Raw genomic sequence first — 24,255 nt, 5'->3', positions numbered from 1 at the left:
GGAACCAACACCACGCGCGGGCCTCTGTCACGAAGACACGCCGCCACGCGGCATTCTCACCCTGACACTGAGACGCAGAATCGCACTAGATCGCGACTTTGGATGCGATTCTGCTATTGCTCGCGCTAAAGGGTGACTTCCTCGAGCTTGCCGGTGGCGACGTCGAAGACGAAGCCGCGCAGCGACACGTGCTTGGTAACGAACGGGCTGTTCTCGATGCGGCGCAGCGACTGCCGGACGTCCTCGGCGAGGTCCGGGAACGCCTCGGCCGCCCAGGGCGGCTTGACCCCGATCTCGTCCTGGATGCCGCGCTTGAACTCGTCGTCGGTGAAGGTGAGCATGCCGCAGTCGCTGTGGTGGATCAGGATGATCTCCCGGGTTCCCAGCAGCCGCTGGGAGATGGCCAGCGAGCGGATGACGTCGTCGGTGACGACGCCGCCCGCGTTGCGGATGACGTGGGCCTCACCCTCGTTCAGGCCGAGGACGCGGTAGACATCGAGCCGCGCGTCCATGCACGCGACCACCGCGACGTGCTTGCTCGGCGGTAAGGGCAGCGGGCCCTGGAAGGTGCTCGCGTATTGCGCGTTGTTGGCCAGGTAGTCATCGGTAACCGTCACGCAAGCCTCCTCTGGGTGTGGCGGCCTGAAAGTAGCAGCGAGCCACCCGTAATTCACGCATGAAAATCAGCCGGATCACAAGGCTCCGCCCGGCTGGTTAACCTGTCCCAATGCGGAACGGGTGGGCATGGTCCGGTTTCTAGCGCGCCGGTTGCTCAACTACATCGTGCTGCTGGCGCTGGCGTCGTTTCTGACCTACTGCCTGACCTCGGTGGCCTTCTCGCCGCTGGACAGCCTGCTGCAGCGCAACCCGCGCCCGCCGCAGGCCGTCATCGACGCCAAGGCCCACGCGCTCGGCTTGGACAAGCCGATCCCGCTGCGCTACGCGAACTGGGCCTCGCACGTCGTCCGCGGCGACTTCGGCTCGACCATCACCGGGCAACCCGTCGCCACCACGCTGTGGCGCCGCGTCGGGGTCAGCCTGCGGCTGCTGGTCGTCGGCTCGCTGGTGGGCACGGTGCTGGGCATCGTCGCCGGGGCGTGGGGCGCGATCCGCCAGTACCGGCTGAGCGACCGCATCGTCACGCTGCTGGCGCTGCTGTTGCTGAGCACTCCGTCGTTCGTCATTGCCAACCTGCTGATCCTGGGCGCGCTGCGGGTCAACTGGGCCCTCGATATGCATCTGTTCGACTACACCGGGGAGACGTCGCCGGGCGTGACGGGCGGGTTCTGGCCGGAGCTGGTCGACCGGTTGCGGCACCTGATCCTGCCCACGCTGACCCTGGCGCTGATGGCCGCGGCAGGATACAGCCGATATCAGCGCAACGCGATGCTCGACGTGCTCGGGCAGGACTTCATTCGCACCGCCCGCGCCAAGGGGCTGACCCGTCGGCGCGCGCTGTTCAAGCACGGGCTGCGCACCGCGCTGATACCGCTGGCCACACTGTTCGCCTACGGGGTGGCCGGCCTGGTCACCGGGGCGGTGTTCGTCGAGAAGATCTTCGGCTGGCACGGCATGGGTGAATGGCTGGTGCAAGGCATTTCGGCGCAGGACACCAACATCATCGCCGCCATCACACTGTTCTCCGGCACGGTGGTGTTGCTGGCCGGCCTGTTGTCGGACGTGTTCTACGCGGCGCTCGATCCGAGGGTGCGGGTGTCATGACGTCTCAAGTGGCTGCGGCGCAAGGGGTTTCGACGCCGGAAGGGTTCACGTCGCGCCGGACGTTGGTGCTGCGCCGGTTCGGGCGCAACCGGCTCGCGGTGGCGTCGCTGACGCTGCTGGTGCTGCTGTTCGTCGGCTGCTACGCGCTGCCGTCGCTGCTGCCCTACTCCTACGACGACCTCGATTTCGATGCGCTGCTCCAGCCGCCGAACGCCCGGCACTGGCTGGGCACCAACGCGCTGGGCCAAGACCTGTTGGCCCAGATCCTGCGGGGCATGCAGAAGTCGATGCTGATCGGCGTCTGCGTGGCGTTCATCTCCACCGGCATCGCCGCCACGGTCGGATCGATCGCCGGCTACTTCGGCGGATGGCGGGACCGCGTGCTGATGTGGGTGGTCGACCTGCTGTTGGTGGTGCCCAGCTTCATCCTGATCGCGATACTGACGCCGCGGGTCAAGAAGTCGTCCAGCGTCCTGTTGCTGGTGCTGCTGCTGGCCGCCTTCGGGTGGATGATCAGCTCGCGCATGGTCCGCGGCATGACGATGAGCCTGCGCGAGCGCGAATTCATCCGCGCAGCACGGTATATGGGCGTCTCCAGCCGCCGGATCATCGTCGGCCACGTGGTGCCCAACGTGGCGTCCATCCTGATCATCGACGCCGCGCTCAACGTCGCGTCGGCCATCCTGGCCGAAACCGGCCTGAGCTTCCTCGGTTTCGGAATCCAGCCGCCCGACGTGTCGCTGGGCACGCTGATCGCCAACGGCACCCAGTCGGCGACCACCTTCCCGTGGGTGTTCCTGTTCCCGGCCGGGGTTCTGGTACTGATCCTGGTGTGCGCCAACCTGACCGGCGACGGGCTGCGCGACGCGCTCGACCCGGGCAGCGGGCTGGGGCGGGGATGAGCCCGCTGCTGGAAGTTTCCGACCTGGCCGTCACGTTCCCGAGTGACGGCCCGCCGGTGACCGCGGTGCGCGGCATCAGGTATCACATCGAACCCGGCGAAGTCGTCGCCATGGTCGGCGAATCGGGCTCGGGCAAGTCCGTGTCGGCGATGGCGGTGGTCGGGCTACTGCCGGAGTACGCGCGCGTGCGCGGCTCGGTCCGGTTGCAGGGCACCGAGCTGCTGGGACTCGGCGACGACGCGATGTCACGGTTCCGCGGCAAGACGGTCGGCATGGTGTTCCAGGATCCGATGTCGGCGCTGACGCCGGTGTACACCGTCGGCGACCAGATCGCCGAGGCGATCGAGGTGCACCAGCCGCACGTCGGGCGCAAGGCCGCCCGCGGGCGCGCGGCCGAACTGCTTGAGCTGGTTGGCATTTCGCAGCCTGAGCGGCGCGCCCGGGCGTTTCCGCACGAACTGTCCGGCGGCGAACGGCAGCGCGTGGTCATCGCGATCGCGATCGCCAACAATCCCGACCTGTTGATCTGCGACGAACCCACCACCGCGCTCGACGTCACGGTGCAGGCGCAGATCCTGGAGGTGCTCAAGACGGCCCGCGACGTCACCGGCGCCGGGGTGCTCATCATCACGCACGACCTTGGTGTGGTCGCCGAGTTCGCCGACCGGGCGCTGGTGATGTATGCCGGGCGGGTGGTGGAGTCCGCCGGCGTGAGCGACCTGTATCGGGCCCGCCAGATGCCTTACACCGTCGGGCTGTTGGGGTCGGTTCCCCGGCTGGACGCCGCGCAGGGCACCCGGCTGGTGCCCATCCCCGGCGCGCCGCCGTCCCTCGCGGGGCTGGATCCGGGCTGCCCCTTCGCGCCGCGCTGCCCGCTGGCCATCGACGAATGTCGCACGGGAGAACCGGAATTGATCGAGGTCGGCGTCGACCATCGGGCCGCCTGCATCCGCACCGATCAGGTCGGCGACCGCAGCGCCGCGGACATCTACGGGGTGAACACCTCTGCGCGTGTCGAGGTGACTCCTGGTGACTCGCCGGTGGTGGTCCGGGTGCGCGATCTGGTCAAGACCTACCGGCTGACCAGGGGCGTGGTGTTCCGCCGCGCCGTCGGTGAGGTCCGAGCCGTCGACGGCATCAGCTTCGAGCTGCGGCAGGGCCGCACGCTGGGAATCGTGGGCGAGTCCGGTTCGGGCAAGTCGACCACACTGCACGAGATCCTGGAACTGGTTGCGCCGCAATCCGGTTCGATCGAGGTGCTGGGTAACGACGTCGCGGAATTGAGTCCGGCGCGCCGGCGCGAGCTGCGCCGTGACATCCAGGTCGTGTTCCAGGACCCGGTGGCGTCGCTGGATCCGCGGCTGCCGGTCTTCGAGCTGTTGGCCGAACCGTTGCGGGCCAACGGCTTCGACAAGAACGCCACGTTCGCGCGCGTGGCCGAGCTGCTCGAGATCGTGGGGCTGCGCCGCGCGGACGCGACCCGCTACCCCGCCGAGTTTTCCGGTGGGCAGAAGCAGCGCATCGGCATCGCGCGGGCGCTGGCGCTGCAGCCCAAGATCCTGGCGCTCGACGAGCCGGTGTCCGCCCTCGACGTGTCCATCCAGGCCGGGATCATCAACCTGCTGCTCGACCTGCAGGAGCAGTTCGGCCTGTCGTACCTCTTTGTCTCCCATGACCTTTCGGTGGTCAAGCATCTCGCGCACGACGTTGCGGTGATGTATGCCGGCGCCATCGTGGAGCAGGGCGACAGCGAGCAGCTGTTCGCCAATCCGCAGCATGATTACACGCGGCGGCTGCTGGGCGCGGTGCCCCAACCTGATCCGGGGAAGTATGTCTAGGTTTTCTGTCGCCGAGACTGCGCTCAGAGCGTCGTTGTTGGCTGTTTCCAGGCGCTGGACGCAGTCTCGACGGTTGCTGGGTCCGTTGCTGGTCGCCGGGTTGGTGCTCACCGGATGTTCGCCGGCCATCGACCTGACGCCCACCACGGGCAACAAGGCCTCGATCGGCACCACCAGCGACGTCAACCCGCGCGATCCCACCACGCTGCAGGACGGTGGCAACCTGCGGCTCTCGCTCAGCGACTTTCCGCCGAACTTCAACATTCTCAGCATCGACGGCAACTCGGCCGAGGTTGCCTCGATGATGAAGGCGACCCTGCCGCGAGCGTTCGTCATCGGCCCGGACGGCTCGACCACCGTCGACACCGACTACTTCACCAGCGTCGAGCTCACCGGGACCAACCCCCAAGTGGTGACCTATACCATCAACCCCAAGGCCGTGTGGTCCGACGGCACGCCGGTCACCTGGCAGGACATCGCCAGCCAAATCCACGCGCTGTCCGGCGTCGACAAGGCCTTCGAGATCGCCGGATTCAGCGGCGCCGACCGCGTCGCGTCGGTCACCCGAGGGGTCGACGACCGTCAGGCCATCATGACGTTCGCCAAGCCGTACGCCGAGTGGCGCGGCATGTTCGCGGGCAATGGCATGCTGCTGCCGGCCAGCATGACCTCGACGCCCGAGGTGTTCAACAAGGGCCAGCTCGACGCGCCCGGCCCGACGGCCGGGCCGTTCATCGTGTCCTCGCTGGACCGGACGACGCAGCGAATCGTGTTGACCCGCAACCCGAAATGGTGGGGCGCGCGGCCGCGGCTGGACAGCATCACTTACCTGGTGCTCGACGACGCCGCCCGGCTGCCGGCGCTGCAGAACAACACGATCGACGCGACCGGGATCGGCTCCGTGGACCAGCTGACGATCGCCGAACGGACCAAGGGCATTTCGATACGGCGGGCGCCCGCGCCGAGCTGGTCGCACTTCACCTTCAACGGCGCCCCGGGGGCGATCCTGGAAGACAAGGCATTACGGGTCGCCGTAGCAAAGGGCATCGACCGCCAGACCATCGCCAAGGTCGTCCAGTACGGCCTCACCAGCAATCCGGTGGCGCTGGGCAACCACATCTACGTCGCCGGCCAACAGGGCTACCAGGACAACAGCTCCGTCGTGCCCTACGACCCGGCCGCGGCGAGCCGGGAGCTCGACGCACTGGGGTGGAAGCTCAACGGCCAGTTCCGCGAGCGCGACGGCCGCCAGCTGATCATCCGCGACCTGTTCTACGACGCGCAGGGCAGCAAGGTGTTCGCGCAGATCGCCCAGCACAGCCTCGCCCAGATCGGGGTCAAGCTCGAACTCGTCGCGCGGTCGGGCAGCGGCTTCTTCACCAACTACGTCAACGTCGGGGCCTTCGACATCGCGCAGTTCGGCTGGCTCGGCGACGCGTTCCCGCTCTCGTCGCTGACGCAGATCTATCAGTCCGACGGGGCAAGCAACTTCGGCAAGATCGGCAGCCCGGAGATCGACGCCGCGATCGAGCGGACGCTCGAAGAACTGGATCCCGCCAAGGCACAGGCGTTGGCCAACGACCTCGACAAGCTCATCTGGGCCGAGGGATTCAGCCTGCCGCTGACCCAATCCCCCGGTGATGTCGCGGTGCGCAGCACGCTGGCGAACTTCGGGGCGGCCGGCCTAGGCGACCTGAACTACACCGCGATCGGGTTCATCCGGACCTGACCCGCCGCCGCAACGGCGCGGGGACGCGCAGGGCGGGCAGCGCGCCCTCGGCAATGGCGGCGAGCTCGATCGCCTTCCACAGCAAGCGGACCGACGGCCGCGGCGGGAGATCATCCAGCGCCGGCGCTTGGGCGGCCAGGCCCTCGAATTCGCCGCGGCACACCGCGCCGGCGACGGCCAGAGCCGCGGGCTCGCGAAAGTCCAGCGCGCTGTGCGCCATGGTGGGCAGCTTGAGCAGCTGCGCGTTGGGAATCAGGGACGCCACCCGCTGGGCGACCGGCGGCGGCGTGATGAGATCGCGGCCGCCGGAGATCACCGCGGTGGGCCAGCCGAAATTCGGCATCTCGGCCGGCAGGTCGTATGGCTCATCCTCGAAAGTTGCCGTCTGGGTCCGGCTTTCGCGTTCGGCCACAGCGGGGTCCAGCGGCAGGCCGTCGGGCTCGGCGGCATAGTCGAGTTCGCGGAACGCGATGCGGCTCACCAGGTCTTCCTCGTAACGGTACGGCAGGTTGGAGAGGGTCGCGAATCGGGACAGCGCCCACCACAACACCTTTCGGTCGTCGAGCAGCAGGTCGAGCTGCCGGTCGAGCAGCGTCGCCCCGCCATGGCCGTAGATCGTCGCAACGACTTGGGTGGCCGCCGCCGTCATGACGCCGGCATCGACGAGCTTGCGGACCTTCGGTGCGAGCGGGGCGGTTTCGGGGCTGTCGCCGCGGAGCAGCAGCCGGCGGATCGCGCGGCGCACGATCACAATGTCGTGGCGCGACAGCAGCGGCGAATCGAGGACCATCGCACGCACCCGGCCCGGGTGGCGCACGCCAACTCCGGCGGCGATGTAGGTGCCGTACGACGCTCCGTAGATGACCGCCGAGTCCACGCGCGCGTCGTCGAGCACGGCGGCCACGTCGTCGACGACCTGATTGACGGTGAGGGCGTCGGGCGGTAGGTCTGCACCGGAGTCGTCGTGGCGCGACATCCCCACGCCGCGATGCTCGACCATGATGACGTCGAGGCCCGCGGCCGCGGCCCGGCGGCGCAGGCCCTTGTACATCTGGACCGACGCGACTCCCGGGCCGCCCGGGATGATCACCAGCGGGTGGGCGGACTTGCGGCCGCCGCGCACGTAGTAGAGATCGAACTCTTCGGCGCTACCCGGCTCGACCGGCCGACGCACCGCCCGCACGCCGGGCAGCGCGGCCAGCTTTTCCTGCTGCCGACGCCGTTTCGAGTTCATAGTCATAGCGCTCCACCAAGACAAATACCGTCGAGCGCTTCATGCTAAACGTTGAGGTCGATTCGGTGCGCGTCGTGCACGCCGTCGTAGCGGTCGGGGCTGCACGTCAGCACGATCACCTGGCCGTGCGCGCCCACGGTGTCGAACACCTGCCCCATCTTGGCCAGGCGATCGGGATCGGTGAAACCCAGCGCGTCGTCGACCACCACTGGGACGCTGTCCTCCTTGGCGACCAGGGCCGCGCCCGCCAGCCTGGCCAGGATGCCGAGCTGCTCCTTGGCGCCGCCGGAAAGCGACTCGTAAGGCACCGTGACGCCGTTGAGGGTGCGGCTGCGGATGCACAGGTTGCTGTCGATGTCGACCTCGAAGTCGGGGCCGAACACCGGGCGACCGAGCCGCTGCAGTTCCGCGCGATAGGGCTCGACGTAGCGCTGCCGGGTGGTGTCGCGGTGCCGTGTCATCACGGAGCGCAACAGCTGCGCGGCCCGTGCCCGGCTGCCGACCCGAGCGTGCTGGCCGGCGGCGTGCTCGCGTTCGGTCTTGGCGGCGTCCAGTTTGCCCTGGCGGCCCTCGCTGCCGAAAACCGAGAGTTCGATGCCGATTTCACGCAAGGCGCTGTTCGCGTCTTCGTATTGGTCGCGCAGCGCGTCGGCCGACTCGGTGGCGGCGGCCAATTCGGCGGCGACCGCGTCCGGCGCGGCGCCCGCGAGCGCGTCGGCGAGCTCGGCGACGCGACGCTCGGCTTCTTCTTTGCCGTTAAGCGCGGCTTGCGCCGCCGACGCGAGGTCCTCGTCGCTCACCTCGGCGCGCTCCCGGGCCAGCCGGTCCGTGGCGGCGTCCAGCTCGGCGCGCTGGGCCTGCAGCGTGTTCTGGGAAACCGTTGCGCGCGTTGATGCCTCGGCCAAGGCGGCGTCGGCGGCCGTCGCGGCTTTGCGGCGCAGTTCGCATTCCGTGGCCGCGGCGGCGTGGGCGGCCTCGGCGGCGGCCAGTTCGGTGCGGGCGGCGTCGGCGTCTTTCGGGACGTCCGGGTCGGCCGGTTGATCGGCGCGCAGCTGCGCCAGCCGCTCCCGCAATTCGTCGACGGTTTCGTCGCCGCATAGCCCGGATACCGTGGCGTCCAATTGGTCTCGACACCCCTGCAGTTCGCGGCGGCGCTGGTCGGCGGACCGCGCCGACGCGAGGTCCGCCACCTCGGCGGCTTGCAGCATTTTAGCGAGTTCGTCTTGTGCCGCAGCGAATTTGGCGTGGACGTCCAGCGTGGTCGCGCCGGGGGTGACCCGCGCGGTCAGCACGCCGGGAACCTCGACGGAGGTGGGGCCGGTCGCGGTGATCGACCAGCTTTGGCCGGCCGGCAGCGACACGCGTTGGTCGCCGGTGGCGAGTTCGATGTCGGCAATGGCGGTGAATTCCACCGCGGCGGACGTCAACGCCAGCTGCCCGCCGATGCGATCGACGGCGGCGGCGGCGTCCTCGATGCGCCGTAGCGACTCGTCGGTGATTTTGACCGCGGCCAGCTCTGCGCCGACGCGGTGGCGGTCGCTTTGGAGGGCGGCGATCTTGGCCAGCCGGGCGCTCAGGCGGTCGGCCTCCTCGCGGGCGGCGAGCTGATCGACGGCGCGCCGCGCGGATTCGGCGCGGCGTTTCAGGTCGGCCAGTCGCTGGGCGGCTTGTTCGACGGCTTCGTGGGCGGCCTGCGCGTCTGTGGCGGCCGTCTTGTGTGCCGCTGCGGCCCGCTCCGCCTCGGCCGTGGCAGCGGCGATGCCGGCGGCGCGGGTCTCGATCTCGGTGAGCAGCCGCAGGCGCCCGTCGTGGGCCGCGGCGGCCGCGGCGCAGGTGGCGGTCGCGGCGTCGGCGCGCAGCTTGGCCTCGCGAGCCTGGTTGGTCAGTTCGGCGATCCGGTCGGCGGCTTGCTGGGCGGCCTCGAGCCGGGGGCCGGCTGCGGCGCGCTGCTGGGACAGCTCGGCCACCCGCTCGGTGAGCTCCGCGTGGCGACGGACCCGGTCGTCGACCTCGGCCACCGCCGCCGCCCATTCGGCGACCGCGGCTTCGGCGTCGTTGAGGTGTTTGATCGCGCTGGCCCACTCGCCGGTGGGCCGTCCGGTGGGGGTGAAGTAGCGGCCGCATTCGGCGTCGATCCGCTCGATCAGCAGCGGCTCGGTGCCCGACAACGCGGCCGTGTCACCCGCGGCCACGTCGAGGGCTCGCGACAGCGCGTCGCACCCGGACAGATCCACCGCGGCCGTCGACGTGGCCTGCAAAACCCGTTGGGCGTGCCAGAGGTCGTTGTCGACGGTCTCGGCCAGCATCGCGCGGACCCGGTCGTGGGCTTCGTCGCCGGTGAGCTGTTCGCGGCGCGGGGTCAGCACCGTCAGCTCCGTCTCGCACTTTTTGTGGAACCGCTTGCGATAGACGAAACGATAAGGACCGCAGCTGATTTCGGCGCTCACCTCGGAGCCGACGTCGCTGTGGGTCGGCTTGACCTGCTTGACTTCCTTTTTGGTGGAGCGGTCCCGGGATTCCAGCAGCAGGTCAAGCGCCTCGATCATCGAGGACTTGCCGATCTCGTTGGCGCCGCAGACCACCACCACGCCGTGGTCGGGGAACTCGATCTCGCGGTGCGCGATGCCGCGATAGTTGGTCAGGACGAGGCGGTGCAGCTTCACGCGGCCCCCCGATCGGCGAGGCGCAGCAGCAGGGCCAGCGCGGCTTGGGCGTCGGCGGCGTTGTCGGCGTCGGCGTCGCGCGCCGTGGCGACCAGCTCGTCGACGGCCGAGGCGGCGAACCCGCCGATGCCCAGGTCGGTGAATTCGCCGTCGGCGGGGACCACGACCAGGTCGGTGTGGCTGTCCCAGGTGCGCAGGTGGGCGAACAGCCGGGCGTACCGGTCCAGGCACGCGTCCAGCGCGGCGCGGTCGGTGACCGTCAGCGATCCGGTGAGCGCCAACCGCACGACCGTGCGGTCCTTGTCTTTCATCAGGTCGAGGTTCATGTCGAGGTCGGCGATGTCGCGGCTGGTGTCGACCTGGCGGTGCAGGGTGACGAACCGCCACCGGCCGACGTGGCGGGGTTCGACCGTGACGTCTTTGCCGTCGTCGACGTCGGCGACGAGCACGTGCCCGGGGTCCGCTTCGACATCGTCGAAGTTGGTGACTTCGGGCGAGCCGGAGTACCAGACCCGGCCGCTGTCGCCCACCTTGGTGAGCGAATGTTTGTCTCCCAGCGCCACATAGTGGACGGCGCCTCGCTGGAGCGCGTTCTCGAGTTTTGCGAGCCGGATCAGCGAGGGTTTGTCGCGGTCGGCGTCCAGGACGTCGACGCCGCCGTGGGCAACGAGGATGCGGGTGACGGGTCCCGGGCTCAGGCCGTCGAGGATTTCGGCGACGAGGTCGGTGGTCGGCGCCTTGGACCGCCATGGCGCGGCGACGATCTCGAGCCCGGGCCTGACTTCGTGAACGCCGGCCCGGTCGAGGACGGTGACGTTGTCGGGACACTCGGCGGTGAACTGCGCGCCGGTGTACACCGACGATGCGTCGAGCGGGTCGTGGTTGCCGGGGAGCAGGTAGACGGGAATCCCTATGGCGCGCATGGCTTCCAGGGATTGGCCAATCACCTGCGGGGCGAGTTGGTTGTGTTCGAAGACGTCGCCGGCGACGACGACGAACTCGGCGCCCACCTCGGCCGCGAGCGCGCCCAGCCCCGCCACTGCGTCGCGGCGCGCGGCCGAATACCGCGGCTGCGCGTCGCCGGCGAGGAAGTGCCGGGTCATGCCCAATTGCCAGTCGGCGGTGTGCAGGAATCGCATCCGGCGGACCCCTTTCGAGTCGTGGCTATCAGGGCACCGCGAAGTCTAAGTTCGGGTGCCGACAAGACGCGGGACGTCGCCCGGCACGTCTCGTGGCGCCGGAAATCTTTAAGAAAGTTAAGCAAACGGGGCCTTAGCTGAGTAGCTTCGGTAACTGTCCTGGGGATGTCGGGGGCGAGCGAGGATGGGAGCCGCGGATGTCGCTCGTGATTACAGCGCCCGACGCCCTTGCCGCAGCGTCGGCGGACCTGACCGGTATCGAGCAGGCCATCAAGGAAGCCTCCGCGGCGGCGGCTCCCTCGACGACGGGCATCGCCGCGGCGGCCGGCGACGAGGTGTCGGCGGCCGTCGCGAACCTCTTCGGCGACGTCGCCGAGGAATTTCACGCGCTGACCGCGCAGACGACGCTGTTTCACTCCCAGTTTGCGGGCGCGTTGGGCGCGGCTGGAGCCACCTACGCCGCAGGCGAGCTCACGAATGTGTCCCTGCTGATCAAGGGGCTGGAGCAGCAGTTCTTCGACGTGGGTTTCTTTTCACCGTTCACCTACCTGACCGGGCGTCCGCTGTTCGGCGAAGGCGCCGTCGGGCCCGCCGTCACCGGGAGCTCGGGACCGGGGTTCCTCGGCAGGCTGCTCACCGAGTTCTTCAACGGGACCCTCGCGAGTCAGAGCGGCGGCGTGAATCAGGGGACGGGAACCCCCGGCCCGGTCACCGGAGTCCGCGAGGGCTTCTCCTACCTCAACCTCGCCGTCGGTCCGAACGGGTATGACGCCCCGGCGCGCTGGTACTTCCCGACGCAGGCGGACGGCACGGTGAACGCCCGCGGCGTCATCTACCTACAGCACGGCTTCCTGGGGACGGGTGGCTGGTACGGCACTCTGGCTACCGCCCTCGCCTACGGCACCGACAGCATCGTGGTCGTCCCGACCGTGTCGTCGATTCCGTTGCCGATGGGCGCCTGGCTGGGCGGCACGCAGATGCACCAGGCGGTCGGCTCCTTGTTCCTGGGTAACGAGGCCGCGCTGAACCTCAGCGCAAACCAGGCCGGCTACCACGGCACGCTGCCGCAAAACTTCATGATCACCGGGCATTCCGCCGGCGGCGGGCTTGCCACGCTCGCGGCCGGCGATTACATCGCGGACCTGGGGACGAACACCGCCAACAACCACCTGCTCGGCGTGATCATGTTCGACGGGGTCGCGAACGACTCCTCGGCCTTCGCGGCGGCGATCGCCAACCTGAAGACGCTGCACATCCCCGACTATGTGGTGGCCTCGCCGCCGCAGCCGTGGAACGCCAACGGCGCCACCACGAATGAACTCGTCAGTCTGTACCCGGGGCAGTTCACCGGCGTCGAACTGCTCAACGGTTCGCACGTCGACTCGCTGCTGGGCAACAAGCCCCTCATCGACTTCGTTTCGCAGCTGGCCACGTCCTTCTCCCCGGCCGGCGACACCCAGGCCGTCTACACCCTGTCCACGGGCTGGATCAACGACATCTATTCAGGGCATGGCCCGCTCAACCCGCTCTACGGCCTGTACGGGACCACCGGCGGCTACGTGCCCCCCGGCGGTCAGCTCATTGGCCTGGGCCCGGCCACCGGGACCGTGCTGCCCGTGTAGGGACCACCGCAACCTTCAAATCCCTTGTGTCCGTTGCTGTCAACTGCCACATAGCGCGGTGTTCTGACGGCGCCCGCTACCTCTACTCGGTGTCAACCTTCCAACCCGGGCAGGCCGTTCGCCCCCAACAGCAGCGCTTTCCCGCCGGCCCCGCCGGCGGCGATTAGAAGGGCGGCGCTGTTCCCGCCGTTCCCGCCGTTTCCGCCGTTGCCGACCAATCCGGAGGTGCCGCCGTTGCCGCCGGTCCCGCCGGCCCCGCCGCCGGTGTCGCCGCCGGCGCCGCCGGCGCCGCCGAAGCCGAAGAGGATGCCGGCATTGCCGCCGGCTCCGCCCGCCCCGCCGCCCGTGCCGACGACGCCAAGCCCGCCGATGCCGCCGATTCCGCCGGCGCCACCGGAACCGGACAGCGTGCCGCCGGCCCCGCCGGCCCCGCCTGCCCCTCCGATCAGGCCGAATCCGCCGGCGCCGCCGGCGCCACCGGCGCCATGCAGGAAACCGCCGTGACCCCCGGCCCCGCCGTCGCCGCCGTTGGTGGTCGTGCTTGCTCCGCCGACGCCCCCGGTGCCGCCGTTGCCGAGCAGTCCGGCGGCGCCGCCGACGCCGCCGTTGCCGGTGTGGCCGCCGCTACCGAATCCACCGGCCCCACCTGTGCCGCCGTGGCCGACCAGCAATCCGCCGGCGCCGCCCGCGCCGCCGGTGCCGCCGACGAGGCCGGTGCCGCCACCGCCACCGACCTGGCCGAACCCACCGGCGCCCCCGGCACCGCCGACGCCGAACAGCCCGGCGGCCCCGCCGGCGCCGCCGGCCCCGGTCATGGCCGACTCCGTCTCCGAGCCGGTGCCACCGGCACCCCCGATGCCGAAGAGCAACCCACCGGTCCCGCCGTTACCGCCGTTGTTGCCTCCCGTCCCGGTGCCACCGGCTCCCCCGATGCCGAACAGCCCGGCCGGCCCGCCGTTTCCGCCGACACCACCGAGATCCGCCCCGGCGTGGCCGCCGGGGCCGCCGGGGCCCCCGCTTCCGAACAGCAACCCGCCGGCCCCGCCGTTGCCACCGGCCAGGTGGGTCCCGCCGCCGGCCGCGCCGGCGCCGCCGTCGCCGATCAGCCACCCGCCCGGCGCGCCGTTTGCCCCACTCAGCGGCGCTCCGTTGGCGCCATTTCCGATCAGCGGGCGTCCCGTCAGCGACAGGAAAGGCGCATTGATCAGACCGAGCAGATCCTGCACCACCGCCGCGGCCGGATTGGCTGCAAACGCCTCGACATTGGCGGCCTCCGCGCCGACGTAGGAGTCCGCCCCTGCGGCCAACGCCTGCACGAACCGCTCCTGAAACGCCGCCGCCTGCGCACCCAGCGCCTGAAAGCCCTCACCATGGGCGGAGAACACCGCTGCGACGGCCGCCGACACCTCATCCTCAGCCGCGGCGACGATCCCCGTCGTCGGGGCGGCCGCGACTGCGCCGGCCGCCTTGAGTGTGGAGCCGATGGCTACCAAATCCGTTGCGGCCGAACCAATTATGTCCGGCGCGGCGATCACATACGACACGTCGGTCCACCTCCTAGCTAGCTCGTCGTTATCACTAGCCCGGCGGACCCTCCACCCGTCAGAACACTAAAGATTCTAGGCAGTCTCGGTTTGTGATGCAGCCCGCCTTCGCTTGATATCGGCCGCGACGCGGACGAGGACTCCTGCGCGGCGTAGCGATCAGCGTTGTGCATTGATTAGCGTGAATCCGTGAAGCGCACCCTGCTATTGATGCGGCACGCGAAATCCGATTACCCGGAGGGCGTCCCGGATCATGACCGGCCCCTGGCGCCGCGCGGCATCCGGGAGGCCGGGCTGGCCGGGGACTGGTTGCGCGCCAACGTTCCCGCGATCGACGCCGTGCTGTGCTCCACCGCGACGCGCGCCCGGCAGACCCTGGACAGGACCGGGATCGAGGCGCCGGTGCGCTACAGCGAGCGGCTCTACGGCGCCACCCCGGGGACGATGATCGCGGAGATCAACGAGACGGCCGACGACGTCGGCACGCTGCTGGTCGTCGGTCACGAGCCCACGATGTCAGGGCTCGCGATCACCCTGGCCGCCGATGACGACACGGACGTCGCTGTGCTGGAACGCATCTCGACCAAATTCCCGACGTCGGCCATCGCCGTCCTGGCGGTGCCGGGTGCGTGGAAGGGACTCGAACCGGGCGGGGCGGCGCTGACCGGCTTCGAAGTTCCGCGCTAGCTGTTGGTAGACAGCGTCAGCTCCATCAGCTTGAGCGCCTGCCCACAGGCATCAATCCCCGGCACCTGGGGGTTGACCCACCACCCGACCACCCCGGCCGCGTTGCTCGCCACGCCGCACGCGCCGTTCGGGTCGTCCGGGCGCATCACGATCGACTCGATGCCCGCGATCGCGCGGTTCTCGACCTTGTACTTGAGGAAGTCGGCCACCTTGCGCTCTTCGCCCAGGCTGCCCTGCTCGAACCAGAACCGGGTGATGTCGATCAGCCCCGCCGGGTTCGCCGCCTGCCACCGGCAGATGGCACCGACGAACGTGCTCTGGATGTCCAGCGGATCGGCGCCGACGGTCTTGGCCAGGATGTCGCTGGTCAACACCTCGCACTCCTTGAGCAGGTTCGGGTACTGCTGCTGAGAGGTGTTGTTGCGCGGGGGGTTGCCGCCCGCCTTGATGGCGTTACCCCCGATGGACCGCGAACATCCGGTCAACACCAACAGCGCGGCGAAAAGCACGGCGACGCAGGCGCGAACGGTTCGCCGGCTCATTTGGAGTTCGCAATCGACTGACGGGCCAATTCCTTGGCTATATCGCAGGGCGGCGGGAAGGGCTTCTGGCTGAAGCTGACCGACCATTCGATGAAGTCGTCCTGGAACTGGATACCTACCTCACAGAGCGAGTCGCCCAGGTTGGGCTCGTTGCCGACGGCGATGAAGCCGCCGTGGCCGTTGATGTTGATGTCGTCGACGCTGGCGCGCGACAGCTCCTCGGTCTTGCGTTCGCGTCCGATCGGACTGCCGCGATACCAGGAAAAGGAGAAGTGCGGGCCGAGAATCCCGCCGCCCGCCAGCCACTGGCACCCGACCGAGTTCCGGGCGGTGTTCACCAATCCGGTCACCTTGGTCAGCTCCGACACGGTCTGATCGTTGATGCCGCCGCATTGCGGGAACATCGGCCCGTGGTGGCCCTCGCCGTTGCCCGGCGTCGACGATGCCGTCGCTCCCGGTTTGTTGTCGCCGGAACCCGAGCATCCCGCAATCGTCGGGATCAGAATCGCTAAGGCCGACGCCACGAGAGCCAGCGCCCTCGCGCCTCGCCTTCTGCTCGTCACACGATGCACTGTAGCGGGACCGCGGCGGCCAACCGCTGACGCCGCGCCTGAGCAGGCATTTCGGCCCCGTGTTGAGCAGCGCGGGGCGCGCCGTATGCGACAGTAGCCAGATGCTCCTGGCACTGCTGCGCCAGTACATCCGGCCGTACCGGCGGCTGGTTGCGGTGCTGCTGGCGCTCCAGCTGACCAGCACGCTGGCGTCGCTGTACCTGCCCACGGTCAACGCCTCGATCATCGACGAGGGCGTCGCCAAAGGCGACACCGCCACCATCGTCCGGCTCGGCATGGTGATGCTTTCGGTCACCGGGCTGCAGGTGCTGTGCGCGGTCGGGGCCGTCTACGTCGGCTCGCGGGCGGGCATGGGCTTCGGCCGCGACCTGCGCCAGGCGATTTTCGAACACGTCACCACCTTCTCCGAGCACGAGACCGACCGATTCGGCGCGCCAACCCTGCTAACGCGCAGCACCAACGACGTCCGGCAGATCCAGTACCTGGTCCAGATCGGCGGCACCGTGCTGATCACCGCGCCGATCATGTGCGTGGGCGGCATCGTCATGGCCCTGCACCAGGAGGCGGCGCTGGCGTGGCTGCTGCTGGTCAGCGTCCCAGTGATGGCGGTGACCAACTACTTCGTCATGTCGCGCATGCTGCCGCTGCTGCGCCGGATGCAAGGCCTGATCGACGGCATCAACCGGGTGGTGCGCGACCAACTGTCCGGCGTCCGGGTGGTCCGCGCGTTCGCCCGCGAGGGCCACGAGCGCGACCGGTTCGCCCGCGCCAACACCGCGCTGTCGAACACCGCGCTGGCCGCCGGCAATCTGCAGGCGCTGATGCTCCCGCTGACCACGCTGACCATCAACGTGTCCAGCGTCGCGCTGATCTGGTTCGGCGGCCTGCGCATCGACCGGGGCCAGATGCAGGTCGGTTCGCTGACCGCCTTCCTGGTGTACTTCACCCAAATCCTGATGGCGGTCCTGATGGCCACGATGACGCTGGTGGTGCTGCCGCGCGCGGCGGTGTGCGCCGAACGGATCACCGAGGTGCTCGACACCCGCGCCGCCGTGCAGGACCCACCGAACCCGAGGTTTCCGCTGGGTGGGATCGCGGGCGTCGTGCGGTTGGAGGGCGCCACCTTCACCTATCCGGGCGCCGATCGCCCTGTGCTGCAGGACATTTCGTTCGCCGCGACGCCCGGGACGACAACCGCGATCGTCGGGAGCACCGGTTCGGGCAAGTCGACGCTGATCTCCCTGATCTGCCGGCTCTACGACGTCACCTCAGGCGCCGTGCTGATCGACGACGTCGACGTCCGCGACTACCACACCGAGCGGCTGTGGTCGGCGATCGGGCTGGTGCCCCAGCGCGGCTACCTGTTCTCGGGCACCGTGGCCGAGAACCTGCGCTACGGCGCGGCTCCCGGGCAGGTGGTGACGGACGACGAGATGTGGGAGGCGTTGCGGATAGCCGACGCCGACGGGTTCGTCCGCGCCCACGATGACGGGCTGCGCATGCGCGTCGCCCAGGGCGGCATCAACTTCTCCGGCGGCCAGCGGCAGCGGCTGGCGATCGCGCGGGCCGTCATCCGCCGCCCGGCGATCTACCTGTTCGACGACTCCTTCGCCGCGCTCGACGTGCACACCGACGCGCGGGTGCGCGCGTCGCTGGCCGAGGTGTCGGGTTCGGCGACGATAATCGTTGTCACCCAACGCGTTTCCACCGCTGCCCAGGCCGACCAGGTGATCGTCGTCGACGGCGGGAAACTGGTGGGCGCGGGCACGCACGAATCGCTGCTCGCGGATTGTCCCACCTACGCGGAATTCGCCGACTCGCAGTCGGTGGGGGCCGGGGTGGGGGGTAAGCAATGACCGTGGCGCCCGTGGCACCGGCGGCCGGACGGTCCCGGGACTTCTGGGCGTCGGCGACCCGGCTGGTGAAACGGCTTGCGCCGCAACGGCGCCTGAGCCTCGCGGTGATCGCGCTGGGCATCGCCGGCACGGCGATCGGGGTGGTCGTACCGCGAATCCTGGGCCACGCCACCGACCTGCTGTTCGACGGCGTCATCGGGCGGCAGCTGCCGGCCGGGGTCAGCAAGGCGCAGGCGATCGCCGCCGCCCGCGCCCGCGGCCAGAACGCGTTCGCCGACCTGCTGTCCGGGATGAACGTGGTGCCGGGGCGGGGCGTGGACTTCGGCGCGGTGGCCCGAACGCTGGCGTTGGCCCTGGCGCTGTATGTTGTTTCCGCGCTGCTGATTTGGGCGCAGGTCCGGCTGCTCAACCTCACCGTGCAGCGCACCATGGTCGCGCTGCGCTCCGACGTCGAGGACAAGATCCACCGGCTGCCGCTGGCCTACTTCGACGGCCGGCAACGCGGCGAGGTGCTGAGCCGCGTCACCAACGACATCGACAACGTGCAGTCGTCACTGTCGATGACGATCAGCCAGCTTTTGACGGCGGCCCTGACGGTGGTGGCCGTGCTGGCGATGATGGTGTCCATCTCCCCGCTGCTGGCCGGCATCACGCTGCTGGCCGTGCCGATCTCGCTGCTGGCGACGCGGGCGATCGCGCGGCGTTCGCAGCGCCTGTTCGTCGCCCAGTGGCGAAGCACCGGGCGCCTGAACGCCCACATCGAGGAGACCTACAGCGGATTCACGGTGGTCCGGACGTTCGGCCACCAGGCCGCGGCGCGCGAGCAGTTCCGCCGCCTCAACGACGAGGTCTACCGGGCCAGCTTCGGCGCCCAGTTCTTCTCCGGCCTGGTGGCGCCGGCGACCGGGTTCATCGGCAACGTCGGCTACGCCGCGGTCGCCGTCGTCGGCGGCCTGCAGGTGGCCACCGGGCAGATCACACTGGGCAGCATCCAGGCCTTCATCCAATACCTGCGGCAGTTCAACGCGCCGGTGAGCCAGGTGGCCGGGATGTACAACACCCTGCAATCCGGGGTGGCCAGCGCCGAGCGGGTGTTCGAGCTGCTCGACGAGCCCGAGGAGCCGCCGGACCCGGAGCGGGCATTGCCGCGGTCCAACGGCGGCCGCGTCGAGTTCGAGCACGTGAACTTCTCGTACCGGCCGGGCACGCCGGTCATCCACGACCTGTCGCTGGTGGCCGAGCCGGGCAGCACGGTGGCGATCGTGGGCCCGACCGGGGCGGGCAAGACCACGCTGGTGAACCTGCTAATGCGGTTCTATGACGTCGACTCGGGTCGAATAATGATCGACGGGGTCGACATCACCACCGTGAGCAGGCAGTCGCTGCGATCGGGAATCGGCATGGTGCTGCAGGACACCTGGCTGTTCGACGGGACTCTCGCGGAGAACATCGCCTACGGCCGCCCGGAAGCCACCGAAGACGAGGTGATCGAGGCCGCCAAGGCGGCGTACGTGGACCGTTTCGTGCACACCCTGGCGGCCGGCTACCAAACCCCGGTCAGCGGCGGCGGCACCAACATCAGCGCCGGCGAGCGCCAGCTCATCACCATCGCCCGCGCATTCCTCGCCCGGCCGCGGCTGCTGATCCTCGACGAGGCGACCAGCTCGGTCGACACCCGCACCGAAACCCTCGTTCAGCACGCCATGCGCCAACTTCGCCGAGGCCGCACGAGTTTCATTATCGCGCACCGCCTTTCGACCATCCGCGACGCCGACCGCATCGTCGTCGTCGAGGCCGGCCGCATCGTCGAACAGGGCAGCCACGCCCAACTGCTGGCGCGGCGCGGCGCCTACTACGCGATGACTCGGGCTTAATCACCAAGAAATCGTTGAGGATCCGTCAAGGGTCCGGCCGGAACCTTGGCGCATGTTCGCATTTCGCATCGCCGCAGCCGTCGCCACCGCTCTCGTCGGCGCCGCCGTCGGGCTCGCGGTGGCCACCGCGGGCGGCGCGTCGGCCGGCACCGTCGACGACGCCTTCGTCACGGAGATCAGGGGCGCCGGCATCGGAATCGACTCGCCGCAGGCCGCGATCATGGACGGCTACCTGGTGTGCGTGGAGCTCAACGCCGGCAGCAGCGGGCCCGAGATCGCCCGTCAGGTGCTGAGCGAGACCAATTTGACCGCCAAGCAGGCGGACTACTTCGTCGTCGTCGCCGCCAAGGCCTACTGCCCGCAGTTCGCCAAGTGACGCTGAGAAGCAAAGGACTGGTCATGAAGCCCAACCGGATCGCCACGGCCACAGTCACATTCGCGGTGCTCGCGATTGCGTTCGGTGTGGCCGCCCCGGCCAATGCGGCCTCCGAGGCCGTGTACGGCGACCCCGTCGCCGCCGGCAAGTTCTGGCACCAGCAGCAGTACGACGACTGCGTCCTGATGTCCAGCGCCGACGTCATCGGTCAGATCACCGGCGAGTCGCCCTCCGAGGCCGCCATCATCGAGAAGGCCCACTCGACTGCGAGCGTGGTTCACGGCGGCCCGATCTACACCAAGCCGGCCAACCCGGACGACCCGAATTCGGGCGACGGCGCCAGCATGGCGGACATTCCCGCGTTGCTCGCGCATTACCGGGTGGCCGCGGTAGTCATCGACAGGGACGACCGCGCGGTGAGCGGAATCCGCTCGGGCATCGCGGGGCTCAAGCAGGCGCTCGGCGGCGGCCACAAGGTGATCGCCAGCGTCAACGGCGAAATCATCTGGCACGAGCCCGTCGACGCGAGGGATAAGAGCGGCAACCCCGTGTCCGACCACGCGGTGGTGGTGACCGGTGTCGACGTCGCCCGCGGCATCGTCCACCTCAACGACAGCGGCATCGCCGAGGGGCGCGACGAGCAGGTTCCCATCGAGCTTTTCGTCAAAGCTTGGGACACGAGCGACGAGTTGATGGTGGTCACGCTGTAGATCGCGTTGGGGTGTTACCGAATTCGCGAAGTTCGTATCACAATCAATGAACGCAACGTCGCGGAAGACGGGAGGGTGTGACGCGCGATGGTCGAGAAACGCCTCGAGTTCGGTCTGCTCGGGCCGCTGGAAATGAGCGTTGACGGGACCCTGGTTCCCCTCGGCACCCCCAAGCAGCGGGCCGTGGGGGCCATGTTGCTGATGAACCGCAACAGCCCGGTCGGCGTTGACCGACTGATCACGGCTCTGTGGGAGGAGTCGCCGCCGTCGGGGGCGCGGGCCAGCATCCACTCCTACGTCTCCAACCTGCGCAAGCTGCTCAGCGGCGCCGGAATTGACCCCCGGGTGGTGCTGGCCGCGGCGCCCCCGGGGTACCGCCTCAGCATCCCCGACAACGCTTGCGACATCGGGCGATTCATCGCCGAGAAGACCGCGGGCGTGCATGCGGCCGCCGCGTCCCGGTTCGAACAGGCGAGCAAGCATCTGTCGGCGGCGCTGGCGGAGTGGCGCGGACCGGTGCTCGAGGACCTGCGCGACTTCCAGTTCGTCGACACCTATGCCACCTCCCTCGTCGAGGAGAAGATTCTGGTCCACACGGCCAAGGCGGAGGCCGAAATCGCCTGCGGGCGCGCCTTTGCCGTGATCGCCGAGCTCGAGGCGCTGACCGTGGAGCACCCCTACCGCGAGCCGCTATGGGCCCAGTTGATCACGGCCTACTACCTCACCGAGCGCCAATCCGACGCGTTGGCGGCCTACCGCCGCGTGAAGGAGACGCTCGCCGACGAGCTCGGCATCGACCCGGGCCCGAACCTGCGCGCCCTCAACGAGCGGATCCTGCGCCAGGAGCCGTTGGACGTCAAGAAGATCGCCGTGACCACCGCCGCGGTCACGCAGACGGTCATGGATCAGCACACCAGGGTTTCCGAGCGCAACGCCGTCGCGCATCTGCGCGAAGCGTCCGGGAAGAGTTATCCGGTGCAGGAGGCCGCGACCCGCATCGGGCGCCTCAGCGCCAACGACATCGTGCTGGACACCCCCAAGGTCAGCCGCCACCACGCCGTCATCGTCGACACCGGCACCAGCTGGGTGATCAACGACCTGCGCTCCTCCAACGGCGTGCAGGTGCAGGGCGAGCGCATCCGCTCGGCGACCCCGCTGCAGGACGGCGACCGCATCCGCATCGGCGAGCACGAGTTCACCTTCAAGGTCAGCCAGGGGTAACGCGGGCATCAAGATTTCCATCAAGAGTTCGTTGAGAATCCTCCAAGGGTGGGGCCCGAAGCTGAGCACACCAACGGGCCAAACCCACAGCAAAGGATCTCGACAATGTTTTCTCCCCGGTTCTCCCCCCGGTTCTCTCCCCGCATCACCGCCGTCGTCACCACGGCCATCGGCGCCGCCGCCGCCGGGCTGGCGATCGCCACCGCCGGCGCCGCCGGGGCCAGCACGGCCGACGACACCTTCATCACCGAGATGAGGGGCCTCGGCGTCACCTTCACCTCGCCGCAAGAGGCCATCAAGGAGGGCCACCAGGTGTGCAAGGAGCTGGCTGCCGGCAAGACCGGCACGGACGTCGCCACCGAGGTGCTGAGCCAGACGAACCTCACCACCAAGCAGGCCGCCTACTTCGTCGTCGACGCGGCGCAGGCCTACTGCCCGCAGCTCTCCACCCAACTGACCTGACCAACCCGCCCGCCCGAATGGGGGATCCCGATTACGGGGTCCCCCATTCTTCGTTTGATCCCAAAAGCGCTGCCGCACCGATCTTTTCAAGAATTCGTTGAGATTACGACAAGGTCAACATCGGAACCTTTTCTCAACCAAACCGCAACCAAGCGGAACGAGAAAAGGAACAAGCAGTGAAGACCATGAAGACCCCCAAGATCGCAAGCATCGCCAGGGCCGCCACCCTCGCGATGGTGGCCGGCGCCGTCGCGTTGGGACTGGCCACACCGGCGGGCGCCGTCGCGGGCACCATGTACGGCGACCCAGCCGCCGCCGCCAAGTGGTGGCGTTACCAGAAATACGACGACTGCGTGCTGATGGCGAGCGCCGACGTGATCGGTCAGATGACCGGCAAGGAACCCTCGGAGGACGCAATCATCAAGGTGGCCCAAGCGACGCCCAGCACCGACCATCCCGGCTCCATCTACGCCAAACCCGCCGACACCAGGAACCCCAACTCGGGCATGGGCACCAGTCCTCTGGACGTCCCGACGCTGCTCGCCCAGTACCAGATCGGGTCGGTGCTCACCGACAAGAAGCACGCTCCGGCCGATGGCTTCCTCCCCGGCATCGAGGGCCTCAAGAAGGAACTCGCCGCGGGGAACAAGATCATCGTCGGGGTCAACGCCGAAGTCATCTGGCAAGAGCCGATCGAAAAGAAGGACGAGCTCGGGAACCCGCGCGGTGACCACGCGGTGGTGGTGACCGGCGTCGACACCGCCACGAACATGGTCCACCTGAACGACAGCGGTATCCGCGCCGGACGCGACTCCCAGATCCCGGTGAAGGTCTTCCTGAAGGCGTGGGACGCCACCGACGAAATGATGATCGTCACCAGCCCGACCGGCCACTGAGCGCGGGCGAGCGGTGACACGCTGCGGCCGGCCGGCCAGATCGGAACGTGTTGATATGGTCGGCGGGTCGCGGTTGTTGGGAGGAACGATGAGCGGGGCGCCGGGCTCGCGGGTGGGGTCGATGTTCGGACCCTACGAACTCAAGCGGGCCCTCGGCCACGGTGGAATGGGCGAGGTCTACGAGGCCGAACACACCGTCAAGGGGTGGACAGTCGCGCTCAAGCTGATGTCGGAATCGGTCAGCAGCGACCCCGTGTTCCGCGAACGGATGCGGCGCGAGGCCCGCATCACCGGCCGTTTGCAGGAACCCCACGTGGTGCCCATCCACGACTACGGCGAGATCGATGGGCAAATGTTTTTGGAGATGCGCCTCATCGAGGGCACCGATCTCGGGACTTTGCTCAAGCAGTTCGGGTCACTGTCGCCGCCCCGCGCGGTCGCCATCATCACCCAGATCGCCTCCGCGCTGGACGCGGCGCACGCCGCCGAGGTGACGCACCGCGACGTCAAACCGCCCAACATCCTGGTCACCCGTGACGACTTCGCCTACCTGGTCGACTTCGGGATCGCCAGCGCGAAGACCGACGAGAAGCTGACCCAGCTCGGCACCGCCGTGGGCACCTGGAAATACATGGCGCCGGAACGGTTTTCGAACGACGAGGTCAC

At 68.9% G+C, this 24,255-nt stretch carries 20 protein-coding genes and 1 pseudogene; 14 read left to right on the top strand and 7 right to left on the bottom strand.

All coding sequences use genetic code 11. From position 1 onward, the window contains the following. Positions 1-125 precede the first annotated feature (125 nt). Positions 126-617: a carbonic anhydrase gene (locus A5712_RS08930; RefSeq protein WP_068103662.1), complete on the bottom strand. Its 492-nt coding sequence runs from the start codon at positions 615-617 to the stop codon at positions 126-128. Positions 618-744: 127 nt separating this feature from the next. Here A5712_RS08930 and A5712_RS08925 point away from each other — a divergent pair, with 127 nt between their 5' ends. Genes A5712_RS08925 through A5712_RS08910 form a run of 4 tightly spaced genes read left to right on the top strand, consistent with a single transcriptional unit; the run spans position 745 to position 6,191 of the window. After that, positions 745-1,722: an ABC transporter permease gene (locus A5712_RS08925; RefSeq protein WP_068103668.1), complete on the top strand. Its 978-nt coding sequence runs from the start codon at positions 745-747 to the stop codon at positions 1,720-1,722. Further along, positions 1,719-2,624, top strand: a complete 906-nt coding sequence (locus A5712_RS08920) for an ABC transporter permease (protein ID WP_068103660.1) — start codon at positions 1,719-1,721, stop codon at positions 2,622-2,624. Before A5712_RS08925 ends, A5712_RS08920 begins: the two co-directional genes overlap by 4 nt. Continuing rightward, the gene (locus A5712_RS08915; protein ID WP_068103658.1) at positions 2,621-4,462 is read left to right on the top strand and encodes an ABC transporter ATP-binding protein; all 1,842 of its coding nucleotides are present in this window, start codon (positions 2,621-2,623) and stop codon (positions 4,460-4,462) included. Before A5712_RS08920 ends, A5712_RS08915 begins: the two co-directional genes overlap by 4 nt. Beyond that, positions 4,455-6,191, top strand: coding sequence for an ABC transporter family substrate-binding protein (locus tag A5712_RS08910; protein ID WP_082973353.1), 1,737 nt, complete (start codon positions 4,455-4,457; stop codon positions 6,189-6,191). Before A5712_RS08915 ends, A5712_RS08910 begins: the two co-directional genes overlap by 8 nt. Here the strand turns inward: A5712_RS08910 and A5712_RS08905 are convergent. The 3 genes from A5712_RS08905 to A5712_RS08895 are packed head-to-tail and all read right to left on the bottom strand — an operon-like array spanning position 6,178 to position 11,227. Continuing rightward, complete coding sequence (locus A5712_RS08905; RefSeq protein ID WP_068103654.1) at positions 6,178-7,431, bottom strand: alpha/beta hydrolase; 1,254 nt, start codon at positions 7,429-7,431, stop codon at positions 6,178-6,180. The two genes, A5712_RS08910 and A5712_RS08905, sit on opposite strands and share 14 nt — an antisense overlap. Before the next feature lie 38 nt (positions 7,432-7,469). After that, on the bottom strand, positions 7,470-10,088 hold the full coding sequence (locus tag A5712_RS08900; RefSeq protein WP_068103649.1) for an ATP-binding protein: 2,619 nt from the start codon (positions 10,086-10,088) through the stop codon (positions 7,470-7,472). Next, entirely contained in the window at positions 10,085-11,227 is a 1,143-nt protein-coding gene (locus A5712_RS08895) for an exonuclease SbcCD subunit D (protein WP_068103647.1), read from the bottom strand. The genes A5712_RS08900 and A5712_RS08895 overlap by 4 nt, the downstream gene beginning before the upstream one ends. Positions 11,228-11,424: 197 nt before the next feature. Here A5712_RS08895 and A5712_RS08890 point away from each other — a divergent pair, with 197 nt between their 5' ends. Further along, positions 11,425-12,849: a PE domain-containing protein gene (locus A5712_RS08890; RefSeq protein WP_068103645.1), complete on the top strand. Its 1,425-nt coding sequence runs from the start codon at positions 11,425-11,427 to the stop codon at positions 12,847-12,849. A gap of 95 nt (positions 12,850-12,944) precedes the next feature. On the opposite strand, the pseudogene A5712_RS08885 reads toward A5712_RS08890, so the two are convergent. Continuing rightward, positions 12,945-14,393, bottom strand: a pseudogene (locus A5712_RS08885) (PE family protein); the annotation flags it as partial. 210 nt (positions 14,394-14,603) lie between these two features. Between A5712_RS08885 and A5712_RS08880 the strand changes: the two are divergent. Continuing rightward, a complete protein-coding gene (locus tag A5712_RS08880; protein ID WP_068103666.1) occupies positions 14,604-15,080 on the top strand; it encodes a histidine phosphatase family protein in 477 nt (158 codons plus the stop codon). Here A5712_RS08880 and A5712_RS08875 read toward each other — a convergent pair. Both A5712_RS08875 and A5712_RS08870 read right to left on the bottom strand, forming a co-directional pair. Further along, the gene (locus tag A5712_RS08875) at positions 15,077-15,622 is read right to left on the bottom strand and encodes a DUF3558 domain-containing protein (protein WP_068103642.1); all 546 of its coding nucleotides are present in this window, start codon (positions 15,620-15,622) and stop codon (positions 15,077-15,079) included. The genes A5712_RS08880 and A5712_RS08875 overlap by 4 nt on opposite strands. Then, positions 15,619-16,185, bottom strand: coding sequence for a DUF3558 domain-containing protein (locus A5712_RS08870; protein WP_369830374.1), 567 nt, complete (start codon positions 16,183-16,185; stop codon positions 15,619-15,621). The genes A5712_RS08875 and A5712_RS08870 overlap by 4 nt, the downstream gene beginning before the upstream one ends. A gap of 110 nt (positions 16,186-16,295) precedes the next feature. Between A5712_RS08870 and A5712_RS08865 the strand changes: the two genes are divergently transcribed. The 8 genes from A5712_RS08865 to A5712_RS08830 form a co-directional block, all read left to right on the top strand. Then, entirely contained in the window at positions 16,296-18,050 is a 1,755-nt protein-coding gene (locus A5712_RS08865; RefSeq protein ID WP_068103640.1) for an ABC transporter ATP-binding protein, read from the top strand. After that, positions 18,047-19,924 carry an ABC transporter ATP-binding protein gene (locus A5712_RS08860; protein ID WP_068103639.1) on the top strand — a complete coding sequence of 626 codons (1,878 nt, stop codon included), beginning with the start codon at positions 18,047-18,049 and terminating at the stop codon, positions 19,922-19,924. Before A5712_RS08865 ends, A5712_RS08860 begins: the two co-directional genes overlap by 4 nt. Before the next feature lie 52 nt (positions 19,925-19,976). Further along, positions 19,977-20,300 carry a DUF732 domain-containing protein gene (locus tag A5712_RS08855; RefSeq protein WP_068103638.1) on the top strand — a complete coding sequence of 108 codons (324 nt, stop codon included), beginning with the start codon at positions 19,977-19,979 and terminating at the stop codon, positions 20,298-20,300. A gap of 23 nt (positions 20,301-20,323) precedes the next feature. Beyond that, the gene (locus A5712_RS08850; RefSeq protein WP_068103637.1) at positions 20,324-21,010 is read left to right on the top strand and encodes a hypothetical protein; all 687 of its coding nucleotides are present in this window, start codon (positions 20,324-20,326) and stop codon (positions 21,008-21,010) included. An 87-nt stretch (positions 21,011-21,097) separates the two neighbouring features. Further along, positions 21,098-22,231, top strand: coding sequence for an ATPase/transcriptional regulator EmbR (embR, locus tag A5712_RS08845; RefSeq protein WP_068103635.1), 1,134 nt, complete (start codon positions 21,098-21,100; stop codon positions 22,229-22,231). Between the two features lie 105 nt (positions 22,232-22,336). Next, positions 22,337-22,693 carry a DUF732 domain-containing protein gene (locus A5712_RS08840; RefSeq protein WP_068103634.1) on the top strand — a complete coding sequence of 119 codons (357 nt, stop codon included), beginning with the start codon at positions 22,337-22,339 and terminating at the stop codon, positions 22,691-22,693. A 185-nt stretch (positions 22,694-22,878) separates the two neighbouring features. Then, positions 22,879-23,589: a C39 family peptidase gene (locus A5712_RS08835; protein ID WP_068103664.1), complete on the top strand. Its 711-nt coding sequence runs from the start codon at positions 22,879-22,881 to the stop codon at positions 23,587-23,589. Between the two features lie 88 nt (positions 23,590-23,677). After that, the coding region (locus A5712_RS08830; protein WP_156766487.1) for a serine/threonine-protein kinase at positions 23,678-24,255 on the top strand (578 nt) is incomplete at its 3' end.

It is taken from the genome of Mycobacterium sp. E2327, from assembly GCF_001672675.1.
In the GTDB taxonomy this organism is placed as follows: domain Bacteria; phylum Actinomycetota; class Actinomycetes; order Mycobacteriales; family Mycobacteriaceae; genus Mycobacterium.
The sequence above is the reverse complement of the archived record's forward strand: the minus strand, read 5'-3'. Positions and strand labels throughout refer to the sequence as shown.

What these genes read in the sequence shown, in the direction of transcription:
- A5712_RS08910 (WP_082973353.1), top strand. Translation starts at nt 4,455, where the DNA reads ATGTCTAGGTTTTCTGTCGCCGAGACTGCGCTCAGAGCGTCGTTGTTG.
- A5712_RS08925 (WP_068103668.1), top strand. Translation starts at nt 745, where the DNA reads ATGGTCCGGTTTCTAGCGCGCCGGTTGCTCAACTACATCGTGCTGCTG.
- A5712_RS08890 (WP_068103645.1), top strand. Translation starts at nt 11,425, where the DNA reads ATGTCGCTCGTGATTACAGCGCCCGACGCCCTTGCCGCAGCGTCGGCG.
- A5712_RS08840 (WP_068103634.1), top strand. Translation starts at nt 22,337, where the DNA reads ATGTTTTCTCCCCGGTTCTCCCCCCGGTTCTCTCCCCGCATCACCGCC.
- A5712_RS08835 (WP_068103664.1), top strand. Translation starts at nt 22,879, where the DNA reads ATGAAGACCCCCAAGATCGCAAGCATCGCCAGGGCCGCCACCCTCGCG.
- embR (WP_068103635.1), top strand. Translation starts at nt 21,098, where the DNA reads ATGGTCGAGAAACGCCTCGAGTTCGGTCTGCTCGGGCCGCTGGAAATG.
- A5712_RS08915 (WP_068103658.1), top strand. Translation starts at nt 2,621, where the DNA reads ATGAGCCCGCTGCTGGAAGTTTCCGACCTGGCCGTCACGTTCCCGAGT.
- A5712_RS08880 (WP_068103666.1), top strand. Translation starts at nt 14,604, where the DNA reads ATGCGGCACGCGAAATCCGATTACCCGGAGGGCGTCCCGGATCATGAC.
- A5712_RS08875 (WP_068103642.1), bottom strand. Translation starts at nt 15,622, where the DNA reads ATGAGCCGGCGAACCGTTCGCGCCTGCGTCGCCGTGCTTTTCGCCGCG.
- A5712_RS08920 (WP_068103660.1), top strand. Translation starts at nt 1,719, where the DNA reads ATGACGTCTCAAGTGGCTGCGGCGCAAGGGGTTTCGACGCCGGAAGGG.
- A5712_RS08860 (WP_068103639.1), top strand. Translation starts at nt 18,047, where the DNA reads ATGACCGTGGCGCCCGTGGCACCGGCGGCCGGACGGTCCCGGGACTTC.
- A5712_RS08895 (WP_068103647.1), bottom strand. Translation starts at nt 11,227, where the DNA reads ATGCGATTCCTGCACACCGCCGACTGGCAATTGGGCATGACCCGGCAC.
- A5712_RS08850 (WP_068103637.1), top strand. Translation starts at nt 20,324, where the DNA reads ATGAAGCCCAACCGGATCGCCACGGCCACAGTCACATTCGCGGTGCTC.
- A5712_RS08905 (WP_068103654.1), bottom strand. Translation starts at nt 7,431, where the DNA reads ATGACTATGAACTCGAAACGGCGTCGGCAGCAGGAAAAGCTGGCCGCG.
- A5712_RS08865 (WP_068103640.1), top strand. Translation starts at nt 16,296, where the DNA reads ATGCTCCTGGCACTGCTGCGCCAGTACATCCGGCCGTACCGGCGGCTG.
- A5712_RS08855 (WP_068103638.1), top strand. Translation starts at nt 19,977, where the DNA reads ATGTTCGCATTTCGCATCGCCGCAGCCGTCGCCACCGCTCTCGTCGGC.